Genomic DNA, 12616 nt, shown 5'->3' on the forward strand with positions numbered 1-12616 from the left:
TTTATCGTTGTTGATTTTGCGCAGCTTGTTGCGCGTTACGTTTGTTCTGGTCCGGCACCAGACGATAGAAGGTTTCACCGGGCTTGATCATGCCCAGTTCATTGCGCGCGCGTTCCTCGATAGCTTCAGAACCGCCGTTGAGATCGTCAATTTCGGCGAACAGCTGATCGTTACGCGCTTTGAGTTTGGCGTTATTCGCCTGTTGTGACGCGACGTCATCATTAACGCGCGTATAATCATGAATCCCGTTCTTACCCAGCCACAACGAATATTGAAGCCAGCCGAGCAGCACGAGAAGCAGTAACGTCAGTTTTCCCATCCCCGCCCCCTGAAAAACGGCTCAATCATCCCATAACTTCGCGCCGGACTCCACTCCAGCAGAGAAAATGCCGCGCGCTGACGATTGTCTGTACAAATAATGACGAGGCTTGCGAAAAAATCAGCAGGTAAACTTTTGTAACCTGCCGACGCGTTTGCACATCAGGCACGGCTTACCAGCCGGAGAGAAATGAGAAGAGTAACCAGAAAAGGCATACCACCATAATCGCCGTGACAATCCCGCTCCAGAACAGATGACCACGCAGCATCAGGCTGAGGACAATGCCAATCAGCACCGACACCGGCAGCAGCGCGAGGAAAAACGGCCAGGTGTAGAGGAAGAAAAACAACGTATTGGAGCCGTAGAGCAGAAACGGAATTGCCAGCGCGCACCAGTACGAGAGAAAACCAATCACACCACCCGGTAGCGACGAGCGTGGCTCATCCTGGGGGCGTTCATCTTTGCGTGCCAGCATAGGGGTTACGTTCTGCATAGAGTTCCTGTTGACGCTAAGCGCGGCAAACCATGATGATTTGCCGCTGTCTATTCAGGATCTGATGATATCGCGGTGGCGCAGCAGGTCTAACAATTGGGCGGTCAGTTTTGTAACCAATTGTTCACCATTAAGGTGGATTTCCGGGGCTTCTGGCGCCTCATAAACGCTGTCGATACCGGTGAAATTACGCAGCTCTCCGGCACGGGCTTTTTTGTACAATCCTTTCGGATCGCGCGCTTCACACACCGCCAGCGGCGTGTCGACGAAGACCTCAACAAACTGCCCTTCCGCCAGCAGGTCGCGCACCATCTGACGTTCGGCACGATGCGGCGAAATGAACGCGGTGAGCACCACCAGACCGGCATCCACCATCAGCTTCGCCACTTCCCCGACGCGGCGAATATTTTCCTTACGATCGTCATCGCTGAAGCCGAGGTCACGGCACAGGCCGTGACGCACATTGTCACCATCCAGCAGATAGGTACTGACGCCGAGCCGATGCAGCGCCTGCTCCAGCGCGCCGGCCACCGTTGATTTGCCCGAGCCGGACAGCCCGGTAAACCACAGCACCACGCCCTGATGGCCGTGCTGCTGCTCACGTTCTGCGCGCGTTACCGGATGATCGTGCCACACCACGTTTTCATCGTGTTGCGCCATTACTGACCACCCAGCAGGTCGCGTGCATTCCAGTGCGGGAAGTGGCGGCGAACCAGCGCATTCAGCTCCAGCTCGAATTGGCTGAACTGACCCGCCTGAGCTGGGTTTGCGCTTTGCGGTTCTTCAATCATGCCCGCGCCAACGGTCACGTTGCTCAGACGATCGATAAAGATCAAACCGCCGGTAACCGGGTTCTGGCGATACTTGTCCAGCACCATCGGCTCATCGAAGGTCACTTCAACCAGGCCGATACCGTTGAGCGGCAGGCTGTCAGCGCTGCGTTTCTCCAGCGTGTTGATCTCTACCTGATGGATAACTTTTTCAATGCGACCACGCGCCTTCTTGCCCGCAATCTTCACATCGTAGCTCTGGCCGGGTTGCAGCGGCTGCTCAGCCATCCACACCACGTTAACGGTGGCGGATTGTACCGATTTCAGCTCCGCTGCCGCGTCCACCAGCAAATCACCACGGCTGATGTCGATTTCGTCTTTCAGCACCAGGGTGATCGCTTCACCGGCAGCAGCTTGTTGCAAATCGCCATCAAAAGTAACGATGCGCGCGATGGTCGATTCCACGCCTGACGGCAGCACTTTGACGCGCTGCCCCACCTGCACCACGCCGGATGCCAGCGTACCGGCATAGCCGCGGAAATCGAGGTTCGGACGGTTGACATACTGCACCGGGAAACGCATCGGCTGATGGTCAACTACGCGGTTTAGCTCCACGGTTTCCAGCACGTCCAGCAGCGTCGGGCCGCTGTACCACGGCATGGTCACGCTCGGTGTCGCTACGTTATCCCCTTCCAGCGCCGACATCGGCACAAAGCGAATATCGAGGTCTTCCGGCAGCTGTCCGGCAAAATCGAGGTAATCCTGTTTGATCTGCTCAAACACGTCCTGTTTGTACTCCACCAGGTCCATCTTGTTGATGGCAACCACCAGATGCTTGATGCCCAGCAGCGTCGCGATAAAGCTGTGGCGACGGGTCTGATCCAGCACGCCTTTGCGCGCGTCAATCAGCAGGATCGCCAGGTCGCAGGTTGAGGCGCCGGTCGCCATATTGCGCGTGTACTGCTCGTGTCCTGGGGTATCCGCGATAATGAATTTGCGCTTCTCGGTGGAGAAGTAGCGATACGCCACGTCAATGGTGATGCCCTGCTCACGCTCCGCCTGCAAGCCATCCACCAGCAACGCCAGATCGAGTTTCTCGCCCTGGGTGCCGTGACGTTTGCTGTCGTTGTGCAGCGATGACAGCTGGTCTTCATAAATCTGACGGGTATCGTGCAGCAGACGGCCAATCAGCGTGCTTTTGCCATCATCGACGCTGCCGCAGGTGAGGAAACGCAGCAGGCTTTTATGCTGTTGCGCGGTCAGCCAGGCTTCCACGCCGCCCTGATCGGCAATCTGTTGTGCAATAACGGTATTCATCTGCGTCTCCTTAGAAATAACCCTGACGTTTCTTCAGTTCCATCGAACCGGCCTGGTCGCGGTCAATCACACGGCCCTGGCGTTCGCTGGTAGTGGAGACCAGCATCTCTTCAATAATTTCCGGCAGCGTTTGCGCTTCCGATTCCACCGCGCCGGTCAGCGGCCAGCAGCCGAGGGTACGGAAACGCACCATGCGCTGTTTGATCACTTCGCCCGGTTGCAGGTTGATACGGTCATCATCCACCATCATCAACATGCCATCACGCTCCAGCACCGGACGCGGTGCAGCCAGATACAGCGGCACAATCTCGATGTTTTCCAGGAAGATGTACTGCCAGATATCCAGCTCGGTCCAGTTCGACAACGGGAACACACGAATGCTTTCGCCTTTGTTGATCTGGCCGTTGTAGTTGTGCCACAGCTCCGGGCGCTGATTTTTCGGGTCCCAGCGGTGGAAACGATCGCGGAACGAGTAGATACGTTCTTTCGCGCGCGACTTCTCTTCATCACGACGTGCGCCACCGAACGCGGCATCAAAGCCGTATTTGTTCAGCGCCTGCTTCAACCCTTCGGTTTTCATGATGTCGGTATGTTTGGCGCTGCCGTGGACAAACGGGTTGATGCCCATCGCCACGCCTTCCGGGTTACGGTGCACCAGCAGCTCGGCACCCATCGCTTTGACGGTGCGATCGCGGAACTCATACATTTCGCGGAACTTCCAGCCGGTATCAACGTGCAGCAGCGGAAATGGCAGCGTGCCCGGATAGAAGGCTTTGCGCGCCAGATGCAGCATCACCGAGGAGTCTTTACCGATGGAGTACATCATCACCGGATTACTAAACTCGGCCGCCACCTCGCGGATGATATGGATACTCTCTGCCTCCAGCTGGCGCAGATGAGTGAGTCGGTTTTGGTCCATAATTTTTCCTCAAGCCAAATTGACAACGGCGGACTCGCGAGTCCCCTGCTGTGCCGAATGTTGAAACCAGGCCAGTTGCCCGTGCAAATTCACTACCTCGCCAATCACCAGCAGGGCTGGCGTTGGCGCGGCGGCGGCCAGCGTCTCCAGTTGATCTAAGGTGCCGGTCAGCACCTGTTGATCCTGACGCGTGCCGCGTCCAATCACCGCAACCGGCGTGGCCGGATCGCGCCCATGTTCGATCAGTCCGGCAGCGATTTCCGCCGCCTTCACCGTGCCCATGTAAATCGCCAGCGTCTGACGCGCACGCGCCAGCGACGGCCAGTCGATACCGTTGCTATCCGCCCGGCACTGGCCGGTGATAAACAGTACGCTCTGCGCATGGTCACGGTGGGTTAATGGGATGCCCGCATACGCGGTTGCGCCTGCGGCGGCGGTGATGCCTGGCACCACCTGAAACGGAATACCGGCCGCTTTCGCCGCCTGTAACTCTTCGCCGCCACGGCCAAAAATAAAGGGGTCGCCGCCTTTCAGACGCACGACGCGTTTTCCTTCCAGCGCCAGTTTCACCAGCAGCTGATTGGTCTCTTCCTGCGGCACCGAATGGGCGCCCGCGCGTTTACCGACGCAGATGCGGTCGGCATCGCGACGCACCAGTTCCAGCACCTCATCGCTCACCAGATGGTCATACAGCACCACATCGGCCAGCTGCATCACCTGCAAGCCACGCAGCGTCAGTAAGCCGCTGTCGCCGGGACCCGCGCCCACCAGGGTAATTTCGCCCTGATTGTCGCTGTCGTTCTCCAGCTCGCGATCGAGGGTACGGCGCGCTTCGTTGACATTCCCCGCCGCCATCTGGCTGGCGAACAGGCCATTAAAGGCGCGCTCCCAGAAACGGCGACGTTCAGACATCTGCTGGTAACGCTGCTTCACCTTATCGCGCCACTGTCCGGCGACTTCGGCCATCTGACCGAGGTTAGCTGGCAGCAGCGCTTCAATTTTTTCCCGCAGCAGACGCGCCAGTACCGGCGCGGTGCCACTGGAGGAGATCGCCACCACCAGCGGGGAGCGATCAACAATCGACGGGAAGATAAAACTGCATTTCGGCTGGTCGTCCACCACGTTCACCAGCTTGTGGCGCGCGTTAGCGGCCGCAAAGACCTGGCTGTTGAGCGTGTTATCATCCGTGGCGGCAATGACCAGGAACACGCCATCCAGCTGTGTCGGATCGAAGGTCCGTGCAATCCACTCAATCGCCGCGATCTCATGCAGCGCCTGCAACTCATGGCCAAGCTCGCGCGCCGCCACCAACACGCGCGCACCGGCGCGCCGCAGCAGTTCAATCTTGCGCGCAGCGATGTCGCCACCGCCGACAACCAGCACCGGACGGTTTTTGAGATCGGCAAAAAGAGGCAGATAATCCACGTTAACCTTGTCAGTTTTACAATAAGTTAACGCGACTATACGTCCCTGCCTTCTGGCAGATGAAATTACGAATTGGAATGAGTAGTTACCGAATGGAATAACGCGCCAGGATTGCTGATAACATTTTGTGCTTAGCAAATGATATTGCTGGCGTTTCGGAGCAAATCAAATTGTGTAATGCCGGTCACAGTTTCATACTGAAGCGTATTTTTTTTAGCACGATGGGATGTCAGAAAAGGACCACGTTATGTTTGCCACCCTCCGCCGCACCCTGCTGGCAGCACTGATTGCGGGCGGCTTTCCTCTTTTCGCTCAGGCCGCGGACAGCGTACCCGGGCAGTTTGCTGAACAGCAATTGCGTCATATCGCCACCTATTTTCCTGGCCGCATGAGCGGCAGCCCGGCCGAGCTGATGACGGCGGATTATCTGCGTCAGCAGTTCAGCCAACTCGGTTATCAGAGCAATACCCGTCAGTTTAATACCGGCTATAACTGGCGCGAGAAACAGGGCCAGATGCGCTGGCATAAAGTGACCGCCACCTCGGTGATTGCGGCGCGCGCAGGCAGCGTGCCGCAGGAGATCCTGATTGTGGCGCATCTGGATACCTGGACGCCGCTCAGCAGCCGTGAAACCGACAACAACCTTGGCGGCCTGCGTTTGCAGGGCGCGGATGACAATGCCTCCGGCCTCGGCGTAATGCTGGAGCTGGCCCAGCAGCTGAGCCAGACGCCGCTGCATTATGGTATGCGCTTTGTCGCGCTGAGCGCCGGTGAGACCGGGCTGCACGGCATGGACGATTATCTGAAGCGCATGAGCGCCAAAGAGAAGAAAAACACCCTGCTGGTGATCGACCTCAACAGCCTGATCGTCGGCGATCATCTTTACTTCAACAGCGGCATCAATACGCCGTCGGCGGTGCGTAAGCAGACCAGTGCACGCGCGTTGCAGCTGGCGCACCATTACGGCATTGCGGCCCTCAGCCATGCGCTGACCACGCACGATTATCCCGGCGTGAATCCGTTCGATCAGGCGGGCATTCCGCTGCTGGACGTCACCGCTGGCAACTGGACGCTGGGCAATAAAGATGGTCAGCAGCAGCGCGTCCGCAGTCGCCACTTCCCGGACGGCAGCGTGCGTCATCAAACCGCCCGCGATAATCTGGGCTATCTCGATCACTGGCTGCCTGGACGCATCACCCAACGTACGCACGAAAGCGTGAAAATTCTGTTGCCGTTGCTCACTGAGCTGGCGAATCCGACAACATAAGGACCTGATATGTACGTGGTATATCTGAATTATTTCCGCCCGGTGGAAGAAGTCGAAGCGCTGCTCAAGCCCCATATCGAATGGCTGGATCGCTATTTCGCCAGCGGCGCGTTTATTGCGGCAGGACGTAAGGACCCGCGCACCGGCGGCATGGTGCTGGCAAAAGAGATGGACCGGGCGGCGCTGGATGCCATTCTGGCGGAAGACCCGTTTGTCGCGGTGGCGAATTATGAGGTGACGAAGGTGAATGTGACGCGTGCCAGTGAGGATTTTGCAGCGCTGGTCGGGATGTGATGAGAGGAGCGCATCAATGCGCTCCCCCACGGTGCAGGGTCGGCATTTATGCCGACCTGATGAATATCTTAACCTTCGTGCAGACCGCACTCGCGCTTCAGGCCAAAGAAGCGCGTCTCTTCTTCCGCCATCCCCGGTTCCCACTTTTTGGTGGTATGGGTATCACCCACCGACAGATAACCTTCATCCCATAACGGATGATATTTCAGGCCATGCTGTTTCAGGTACTGATGCACCTGGCGGTTGTCCCAGTCAATGATCGGCAGCACCTTAAACACGCCACGCTGAACCGCCAGCACCGGCAAATGCGCACGGCTACCGGACTGATCGCGGCGCAGACCGGCAAACCAGGTTTGCGCGCCCAGGGTTTCCAGCGCGCGGTTCATCGGTTCCACTTTATTGATCTGGTTATACTGCTCAATCCCTTCCACGCCCTGCTCCCACAGCTTGCCGTAGCGCGCTTCCTGCCAGGCTGGCGAGGTCTCCGCACGGAACACCTGCAGGTTGAGACTGAGCTGATCCGTCAGCTCATCAATAAAGCGGTAGGTTTCCGGGAACAGATAACCGGTGTCAGTCAGGATCACCGGAATATCCGGTTTTTGCTGCGTGACCATATGCAGCAACACCGCCGCCTGAATGCCAAAACTGGATGAGAGCACAAAGGCCCCCGGCAATTGTTCCAGCGCCCAGCCGAGGCGATCTTCTGCCGATTGCTTTTCCAGCTGCGCGTTGGCTTCTGCCAGCGCCATGACACGATCAATTTTCGGTAAATCATTCAGTGCTGCGAGATCGAGTACCGTCATACTGCCTCCGGGTCCCAAAAATCACGGGCGGGATCAACCACTGGCTTCACGATGCCCGCGCGAATCACGAAGTCGCCAAAACCTTCTTCACCCTGACGTTCTTTCGCCCAGCGTCCCACCAGCTCATCGATGCTGGCCAGGATTTCCCCTTCCGTGATGTTTTCACGATACATGCGCGGAATACGGGTGCCGATGCGGTTGCCGCCAATATGCAGGTTGTAACGGCCTGGCGCTTTACCCACCAGACCGATTTCGGCCAGCATGGCACGGCCGCAGCCATTGGGACAACCGGTAACGCGTAGCACTATGTGCTCCTGACCGACATCATGCGCGTGCATGATCTCTTCCACTTTGGTGACGAACGACGGCAGGAAGCGCTCGGCTTCGGCCATCGCCAGCGGACAGGTCGGGAACGACACACAGGCCATTGAGTTTTCACGCTGCGCCGTCACCTGCTCCATCAAACCGTGTTCACGGGCGATGGCTTCGATTTGCGCTTTTTGTTTCTCCGGCACGCCCGCCACAATCAGGTTCTGGTTGGCGGTGAGGCGGAAATCGCCCTGATGCACTTTGGCGATTTCGGCGATGCCGCGCTTCAGCGGACGGCCTGGATAATCCAGCAGACGGCCGTTTTCGATAAACAGCGTCAGGTGCCATTTCTTATCAATGCCTTTGATCCAGCCAATGCGGTCGCCACGGGTGGTGAACTCGTAGGGGCGCGTCGGGCCAAAGGTGATACCGGCACGTTTTTCCACTTCAGCCTTGAAGGTTTCCACGCCAACACGCTCCAGCGTGTATTTGGTTTTGGCGTTTTTGCGATCGGTACGGTTGCCCCAGTCACGCTGGGTGGTGACCACAGCCGCCGCCACATCGAGGATCTTCTCTACCGGCAGGAAGCCAAACTCACTGGCGGTGCGCGCGTAGGTGGCTTTGTTGCCGTGATCGATCGACAGTCCGCCGCCCACCAGCAGGTTAAAGCCGATCAGCTTGCCTTTCTCGGCAATCGCGATGAAGTTGAGATCGTTCGCGTGCAGATCCACATCGTTATGCGGCGGGATCACTACCGTGGTTTTAAACTTACGCGGCAGGTAGGTCTCGCCGAGGATCGGCTCCTCGTCAGTAGTGGCAACTTTTTCCTGATCCCACCAGATCTCGGCGTAGGCACGGGTCTTCGGCAGCAGGTGCTCCGACAGCTTTTTCGCCCACTCGTAGGCTTCCTGATGCAGCGCCGATTCCACCGGGTTTGAGGTGCACAGCACGTTACGGTTAACGTCGTTGGCGGTAGCCAACGCGTCGAGACCGACTTCGTGCAGCATCTGGTGCGTCGGTTTGACGTTCTTCTTCAGAATGCCGTGAAACTGGAACGTCTGACGGTTAGTAATACGAATGCTGCCGTAAATGGTTTTATCCGTGGCGAACTTATCAATCGCCAGCCACTGGGTTGGCGTGATGATGCCGCCCGGCAGACGGCAGCGCAGCATCATGGCATGGCGCGGTTCGAGTTTCTGCGCCGCACGCTCAGCGCGGATATCGCGGTCATCCTGCTGGTACATGCCGTGGAAACGGATCAGCAGGAAGTTATCGCCGTTAAAGCCGCCGGTCAGTCCATCGTCGAGATCCTCAAGGATGGTGCCGCGCAGATAGTTGCTCTGCTTTTTCAGACGCTCAGCGTCAACAAGTTTGCCTTCAACGACCAGCGGTCCAGGGTGTTTTTCACTCATTAGTAAACGTCTCGCTGATAACGGCGCTCAATGCGCAGCTCACTTAAAAACTCGTCAGCCGTTTCACGATCCATTCCACCGTGCTCGGCCACCACATCCAGTAATGCCTGCTCAACGTCTTTCGCCATACGATTGGCGTCGCCGCAGACGTAAAGGTGGGCGCCTTCGGCAATCCAGCGCCACACTTCCGCGCCTTTGGCACGGATTTTATCTTGTACGTAAATCTTCTCAGCCTGATCGCGTGACCACGCCAGATCGATGTTGGTCAGCAGGCCGTCTTTGACATATTTCTGCCACTCAACCTGATAAAGGAAATCATCGGTGAAGTGCGGATTACCGAAGAATAGCCAGTTTTTGCCGGAGGCACCGTCGTTATCACGCTGCTGCATAAAGGCACGGAACGGCGCAATGCCGGTGCCCGGACCGATCATGATGACCGGCGTTTCCGGGTTGGCCGGCAGACGGAAGTTGTCGTTATGTTCGATAAACACGCGAATATCGTCATCTTCAGCCAGACGATCCGCCAGCCAGGTGGAGGCGCCGCCGCCACGCACACGCCCTTCGATGTCGTAACGCACGGCACCGACGGTGATATGCACCTCGGTTTCGTTCTCGGCCTGAGATGAGGCGATGGAGTAGAGACGCGGCGTCAGCGGACGCAGCAGGCTGGTCAGCTGTTCTGCATTCAGTTCAGTCGGAGCCTGGCGCACCATGTCGACAATCGGCAGGCTCTGCGCGTAGTGTTGCAACTTCGGCTTATCACCCACCAGCGCCAGCAGCGCATCATTGCGCGCCAGAGCGGCATATTGCTCGACGATCTGCGGCGTGTTTACCGTCAGCTCGAAATAGCGTTGCAGCGCATCGGAGAGCGCCAGGGTTTCACCGTGGACAACCACCGTCTCATCGCCCTTCAGCCACAGCAGCTCCAGCAGCTCCTGCACCAGCGCCGGGTCGTTCTCAAACCACACGCCCAGCGCATCGCCCGGCTGGTAACGCAACCCGGAATCGCCCAGATCGATTTCGATATGGCGCACATCTTTATCCGAGTCGCGCCCGGTGATCTTCTGATTAACGGCAAAGCTGGCAGTCAGCGGCGCTTCTTTGCTGTAGGGGCTGCTGTGCACTTCGTTGACGCTGCCCGCAGCGGTGACCGCGGCTAAGGCAGGCGTTTCACTCGGCACGCGCGCTTTCAGAATGTCAGTTATCTGCTTACGCCAGGCGCTGGCCTGCTCTGCGTATTCAACGTCAGCATCGACGCGATCCAGCAGACGCTCTGCGCCCAGCTCCGCCAGACGACCATCGAAGTCCTTACCGGCTTTGCTGAAGAATTCATAAGACGTATCGCCGAGGCCAAATACGGCAAAGGCCGCGCCTTTCAGCTCAGGGGCTTTTTTCGACATCAGGAATTTATGCAGCGCCACCGCTTCTTCAGGCGGCTCGCCTTCGCCCTGGGTGGAGGTCACCACCACCAGCAGCTTTTCCTGACCAATTTGCTTGAATTTGTAGTCACCGGCGTTAACCAGGTTCACGCTCAGTTTGGCGGCCAGCAGGTCATCGCGCAGCTGTTCCGCGAGACGGCGCGCATTGCCGGTTTGCGATGCCGAGATCAGCAGGATGGTCGGCACATCGGCCTGCACCGGTGCAGGGGCAGCCACGGCGCCCGGCGTCTGGTTGACCATGCCCCAGAAATAACCCGAAAGCCATGCCATTTGGGTGGTAGAGAAATCGGTAGTCGCCGCCTGTAAGCGCGCGAGTTGCTCCGGGTTTAGCGGAAGCAGTGAACCTGGGGGTGCCTGAGTCGTCATCGCGTTAAAAATTCCAGTATCAGAAGTCCGGACCGTAAAGTGGCGGAAGAGTGAGTAGGTTACCGGCCCGTATATTAACGATTAAATAAACCTTCGACATAATAAATAACCAAAATGACTAAGTGGTTTTTCGGGTAATCCTAACCAGCAAAAGTGGTAAATAAAGCGATGGTTATTCAACAGGTTAATTTATCGCCGACAGCGGCTGAGTGCGGAAAATGCCCTGTTCATCCGTAACGGGTGCTAAAAATCTGCATTTCAGGTAGACTTCAGCGGTTTTTATGTTGAGAGCTATTATGTCTACCACGCTGTTTAAAGAATTCCAGTTTGAAGCGGCTCACCGCTTACCTCATGTGCCTGAAGGGCATAAATGCGGTCGTCTGCACGGCCATTCCTTTCTGGTGCGACTGGAAATTACCGGTGAAGTGGATGCTTATACCGGATGGGTGATGGATTTCGCCGAACTGAAAGCGGCATTCAAGCCGATCTACGATCGCCTCGATCATTACTATCTGAATGACATTCCCGGTCTGGAGAATCCGACCAGCGAAGTGCTGGCAAAATGGATTTGGGATGAAATGAAGCCGGTTCTGCCGGAGCTGAGTGCGGTGATGATCAAAGAAACCTGCACCGCAGGCTGCGTCTACCGCGGCTAATGACTGCTTTCCCGGGCTGCCGCTGTGCAGCCTGAGTTTCCTGCCATACGCTTCTTTACATTGATTTCATCTCGCTGTCATCTGCGCCCACCAGGCTGTTGTCTCCTTCATTAAAGATCAAGAGAATCAACAATGAACCTGGTAAAACGCCTTTCCCTGATTGCTGTTTTTATTTCCGCCTCTGCCGCCGTTCAGGCGCAAAACGTGCTCGATTTTCCGCAACCGAAAAACGTACCGGATGAGTTCTATGCCGTGACGGAGATTCCGGCGGGCGGCATCATCAAGTATGAAACCGACGCGAAAACCGGCTTTATCGTCGCCGACCGTTTTCAGTCGATGCCGGTCGCGTATCCGGCCAACTACGGTTCACTGACCCAATCGCTGGGCGGCGATGGCGATCCGCTGGACGTCATTTTCTACAGCCGCGCACCGTTGCAGCCGGGCACCTTAATTAAGCTGCGTCCGATTGGCGTGCTGAAGATGATTGATGGCGGCGAAGTCGACGATAAGATCGTCGCGGTGCCCGCCAGTAAGATCGATCCCACCTATGATGGCATCAATACAATGAGCGACCTGCCGAAGATGGAGCAGGAGCGTTTGCAGGCGTTTTTCCGCGTCTACAAACAATTGCCGGATGGTCGTAAGAGTGTGGAGCTGAAGGGTTTCCAGGATGCCGCTGCGGCGAAAACGGAAATCAAACAGGCGTTTGAGGCATACCAGGCGAAGCAGTAATCCCGGTGCGCATAAATGCGCACCCGACAAAACCATGGCTGCCATGTGTAGGGTCGTCATTTATGGCGACCGATTCGCGCCTCAGAAACAGCTCC

13 protein-coding genes are annotated in these 12616 nt (G+C 57.1%); 4 read left to right on the forward strand and 9 right to left on the reverse strand.

The window, feature by feature from the left end; all coding sequences use genetic code 11:
• Nucleotide 1: 1 nt before the first annotated feature.
• From ftsB to cysG, 6 genes are all read right to left on the reverse strand, one after another.
• Nucleotides 2-319: a cell division protein FtsB gene (ftsB, locus tag AC6I8V_RS15735; protein WP_013510229.1), complete on the reverse strand. Its 318-nt coding sequence runs from the start codon at nucleotides 317-319 to the stop codon at nucleotides 2-4.
• A gap of 172 nt (nucleotides 320-491) precedes the next feature.
• Nucleotides 492-812, reverse strand: a complete 321-nt coding sequence (locus tag AC6I8V_RS15740) for a DUF3561 family protein (protein WP_497843162.1) — start codon at nucleotides 810-812, stop codon at nucleotides 492-494.
• A 54-nt stretch (nucleotides 813-866) separates the two neighbouring features.
• Nucleotides 867-1472: an adenylyl-sulfate kinase gene (gene cysC / locus AC6I8V_RS15745; protein WP_497843163.1), complete on the reverse strand. Its 606-nt coding sequence runs from the start codon at nucleotides 1470-1472 to the stop codon at nucleotides 867-869.
• Nucleotides 1472-2899: a sulfate adenylyltransferase subunit CysN gene (gene cysN, locus AC6I8V_RS15750; protein ID WP_497843164.1), complete on the reverse strand. Its 1428-nt coding sequence runs from the start codon at nucleotides 2897-2899 to the stop codon at nucleotides 1472-1474. Before cysN ends, cysC begins: the two co-directional genes overlap by 1 nt.
• A 10-nt stretch (nucleotides 2900-2909) precedes the next feature.
• Nucleotides 2910-3818 (reverse strand): sulfate adenylyltransferase subunit CysD, encoded by a 909-nt coding sequence (cysD, locus tag AC6I8V_RS15755; protein ID WP_497843165.1) that lies wholly within the window; start codon nucleotides 3816-3818, stop codon nucleotides 2910-2912.
• Nucleotides 3819-3827: 9 nt separating this feature from the next.
• Complete coding sequence (gene cysG / locus AC6I8V_RS15760) at nucleotides 3828-5243, reverse strand: siroheme synthase CysG (RefSeq protein WP_497843166.1); 1416 nt, start codon at nucleotides 5241-5243, stop codon at nucleotides 3828-3830.
• Between the two features lie 247 nt (nucleotides 5244-5490).
• Here cysG and AC6I8V_RS15765 point away from each other — a divergent pair, with 247 nt between their 5' ends.
• Nucleotides 5491-6510 (forward strand): aminopeptidase, encoded by a 1020-nt coding sequence (locus AC6I8V_RS15765; RefSeq protein ID WP_497843167.1) that lies wholly within the window; start codon nucleotides 5491-5493, stop codon nucleotides 6508-6510.
• Between the two features lie 9 nt (nucleotides 6511-6519).
• Entirely contained in the window at nucleotides 6520-6804 is a 285-nt protein-coding gene (locus tag AC6I8V_RS15770) for a YciI family protein (RefSeq protein WP_497843168.1), read from the forward strand.
• 68 nt (nucleotides 6805-6872) lie between these two features.
• Here AC6I8V_RS15770 and AC6I8V_RS15775 read toward each other — a convergent pair whose 3' ends face one another.
• Genes AC6I8V_RS15775 through cysJ form a run of 3 tightly spaced genes read right to left on the reverse strand, consistent with a single transcriptional unit; the run spans nucleotide 6873 to nucleotide 11133 of the window.
• Nucleotides 6873-7607, reverse strand: coding sequence for a phosphoadenylyl-sulfate reductase (locus AC6I8V_RS15775; protein WP_497843169.1), 735 nt, complete (start codon nucleotides 7605-7607; stop codon nucleotides 6873-6875).
• Nucleotides 7604-9328: an assimilatory sulfite reductase (NADPH) hemoprotein subunit gene (gene cysI, locus AC6I8V_RS15780; RefSeq protein WP_497843170.1), complete on the reverse strand. Its 1725-nt coding sequence runs from the start codon at nucleotides 9326-9328 to the stop codon at nucleotides 7604-7606. The genes AC6I8V_RS15775 and cysI overlap by 4 nt, the downstream gene beginning before the upstream one ends.
• Complete coding sequence (gene cysJ, locus AC6I8V_RS15785) at nucleotides 9328-11133, reverse strand: NADPH-dependent assimilatory sulfite reductase flavoprotein subunit (protein ID WP_497843171.1); 1806 nt, start codon at nucleotides 11131-11133, stop codon at nucleotides 9328-9330. The genes cysI and cysJ overlap by 1 nt, the downstream gene beginning before the upstream one ends.
• Nucleotides 11134-11429: 296 nt before the next feature.
• Here cysJ and queD point away from each other — a divergent pair, with 296 nt between their 5' ends.
• Both queD and AC6I8V_RS15795 read left to right on the forward strand, forming a co-directional pair.
• Nucleotides 11430-11789, forward strand: a complete 360-nt coding sequence (gene queD, locus AC6I8V_RS15790) for a 6-carboxytetrahydropterin synthase QueD (protein ID WP_497843172.1) — start codon at nucleotides 11430-11432, stop codon at nucleotides 11787-11789.
• A gap of 132 nt (nucleotides 11790-11921) precedes the next feature.
• On the forward strand, nucleotides 11922-12521 hold the full coding sequence (locus AC6I8V_RS15795; protein ID WP_497843173.1) for an inorganic diphosphatase: 600 nt from the start codon (nucleotides 11922-11924) through the stop codon (nucleotides 12519-12521).
• Nucleotides 12522-12616: the final 95 nt, after the last annotated feature.

Source organism: Pantoea sp. X-Soil-TKNS-1207 (assembly GCF_059730485.1).

Bases quoted from the DNA above. Each gene is read 5' to 3' on its own strand.
- ftsB (WP_013510229.1), bottom strand. From the start codon at position 319: ATGGGAAAACTGACGTTACTGCTTCTCGTGCTGCTCGGCTGGCTTCAA.
- AC6I8V_RS15740 (WP_497843162.1), bottom strand. From the start codon at position 812: ATGCAGAACGTAACCCCTATGCTGGCACGCAAAGATGAACGCCCCCAG.
- cysC (WP_497843163.1), bottom strand. From the start codon at position 1,472: ATGGCGCAACACGATGAAAACGTGGTGTGGCACGATCATCCGGTAACG.
- cysN (WP_497843164.1), bottom strand. From the start codon at position 2,899: ATGAATACCGTTATTGCACAACAGATTGCCGATCAGGGCGGCGTGGAA.
- cysD (WP_497843165.1), bottom strand. From the start codon at position 3,818: ATGGACCAAAACCGACTCACTCATCTGCGCCAGCTGGAGGCAGAGAGT.
- AC6I8V_RS15765 (WP_497843167.1), top strand. From the start codon at position 5,491: ATGTTTGCCACCCTCCGCCGCACCCTGCTGGCAGCACTGATTGCGGGC.
- AC6I8V_RS15770 (WP_497843168.1), top strand. From the start codon at position 6,520: ATGTACGTGGTATATCTGAATTATTTCCGCCCGGTGGAAGAAGTCGAA.
- AC6I8V_RS15775 (WP_497843169.1), bottom strand. From the start codon at position 7,607: ATGACGGTACTCGATCTCGCAGCACTGAATGATTTACCGAAAATTGAT.
- cysI (WP_497843170.1), bottom strand. From the start codon at position 9,328: ATGAGTGAAAAACACCCTGGACCGCTGGTCGTTGAAGGCAAACTTGTT.
- cysJ (WP_497843171.1), bottom strand. From the start codon at position 11,133: ATGACGACTCAGGCACCCCCAGGTTCACTGCTTCCGCTAAACCCGGAG.
- queD (WP_497843172.1), top strand. From the start codon at position 11,430: ATGTCTACCACGCTGTTTAAAGAATTCCAGTTTGAAGCGGCTCACCGC.
- AC6I8V_RS15795 (WP_497843173.1), top strand. From the start codon at position 11,922: ATGAACCTGGTAAAACGCCTTTCCCTGATTGCTGTTTTTATTTCCGCC.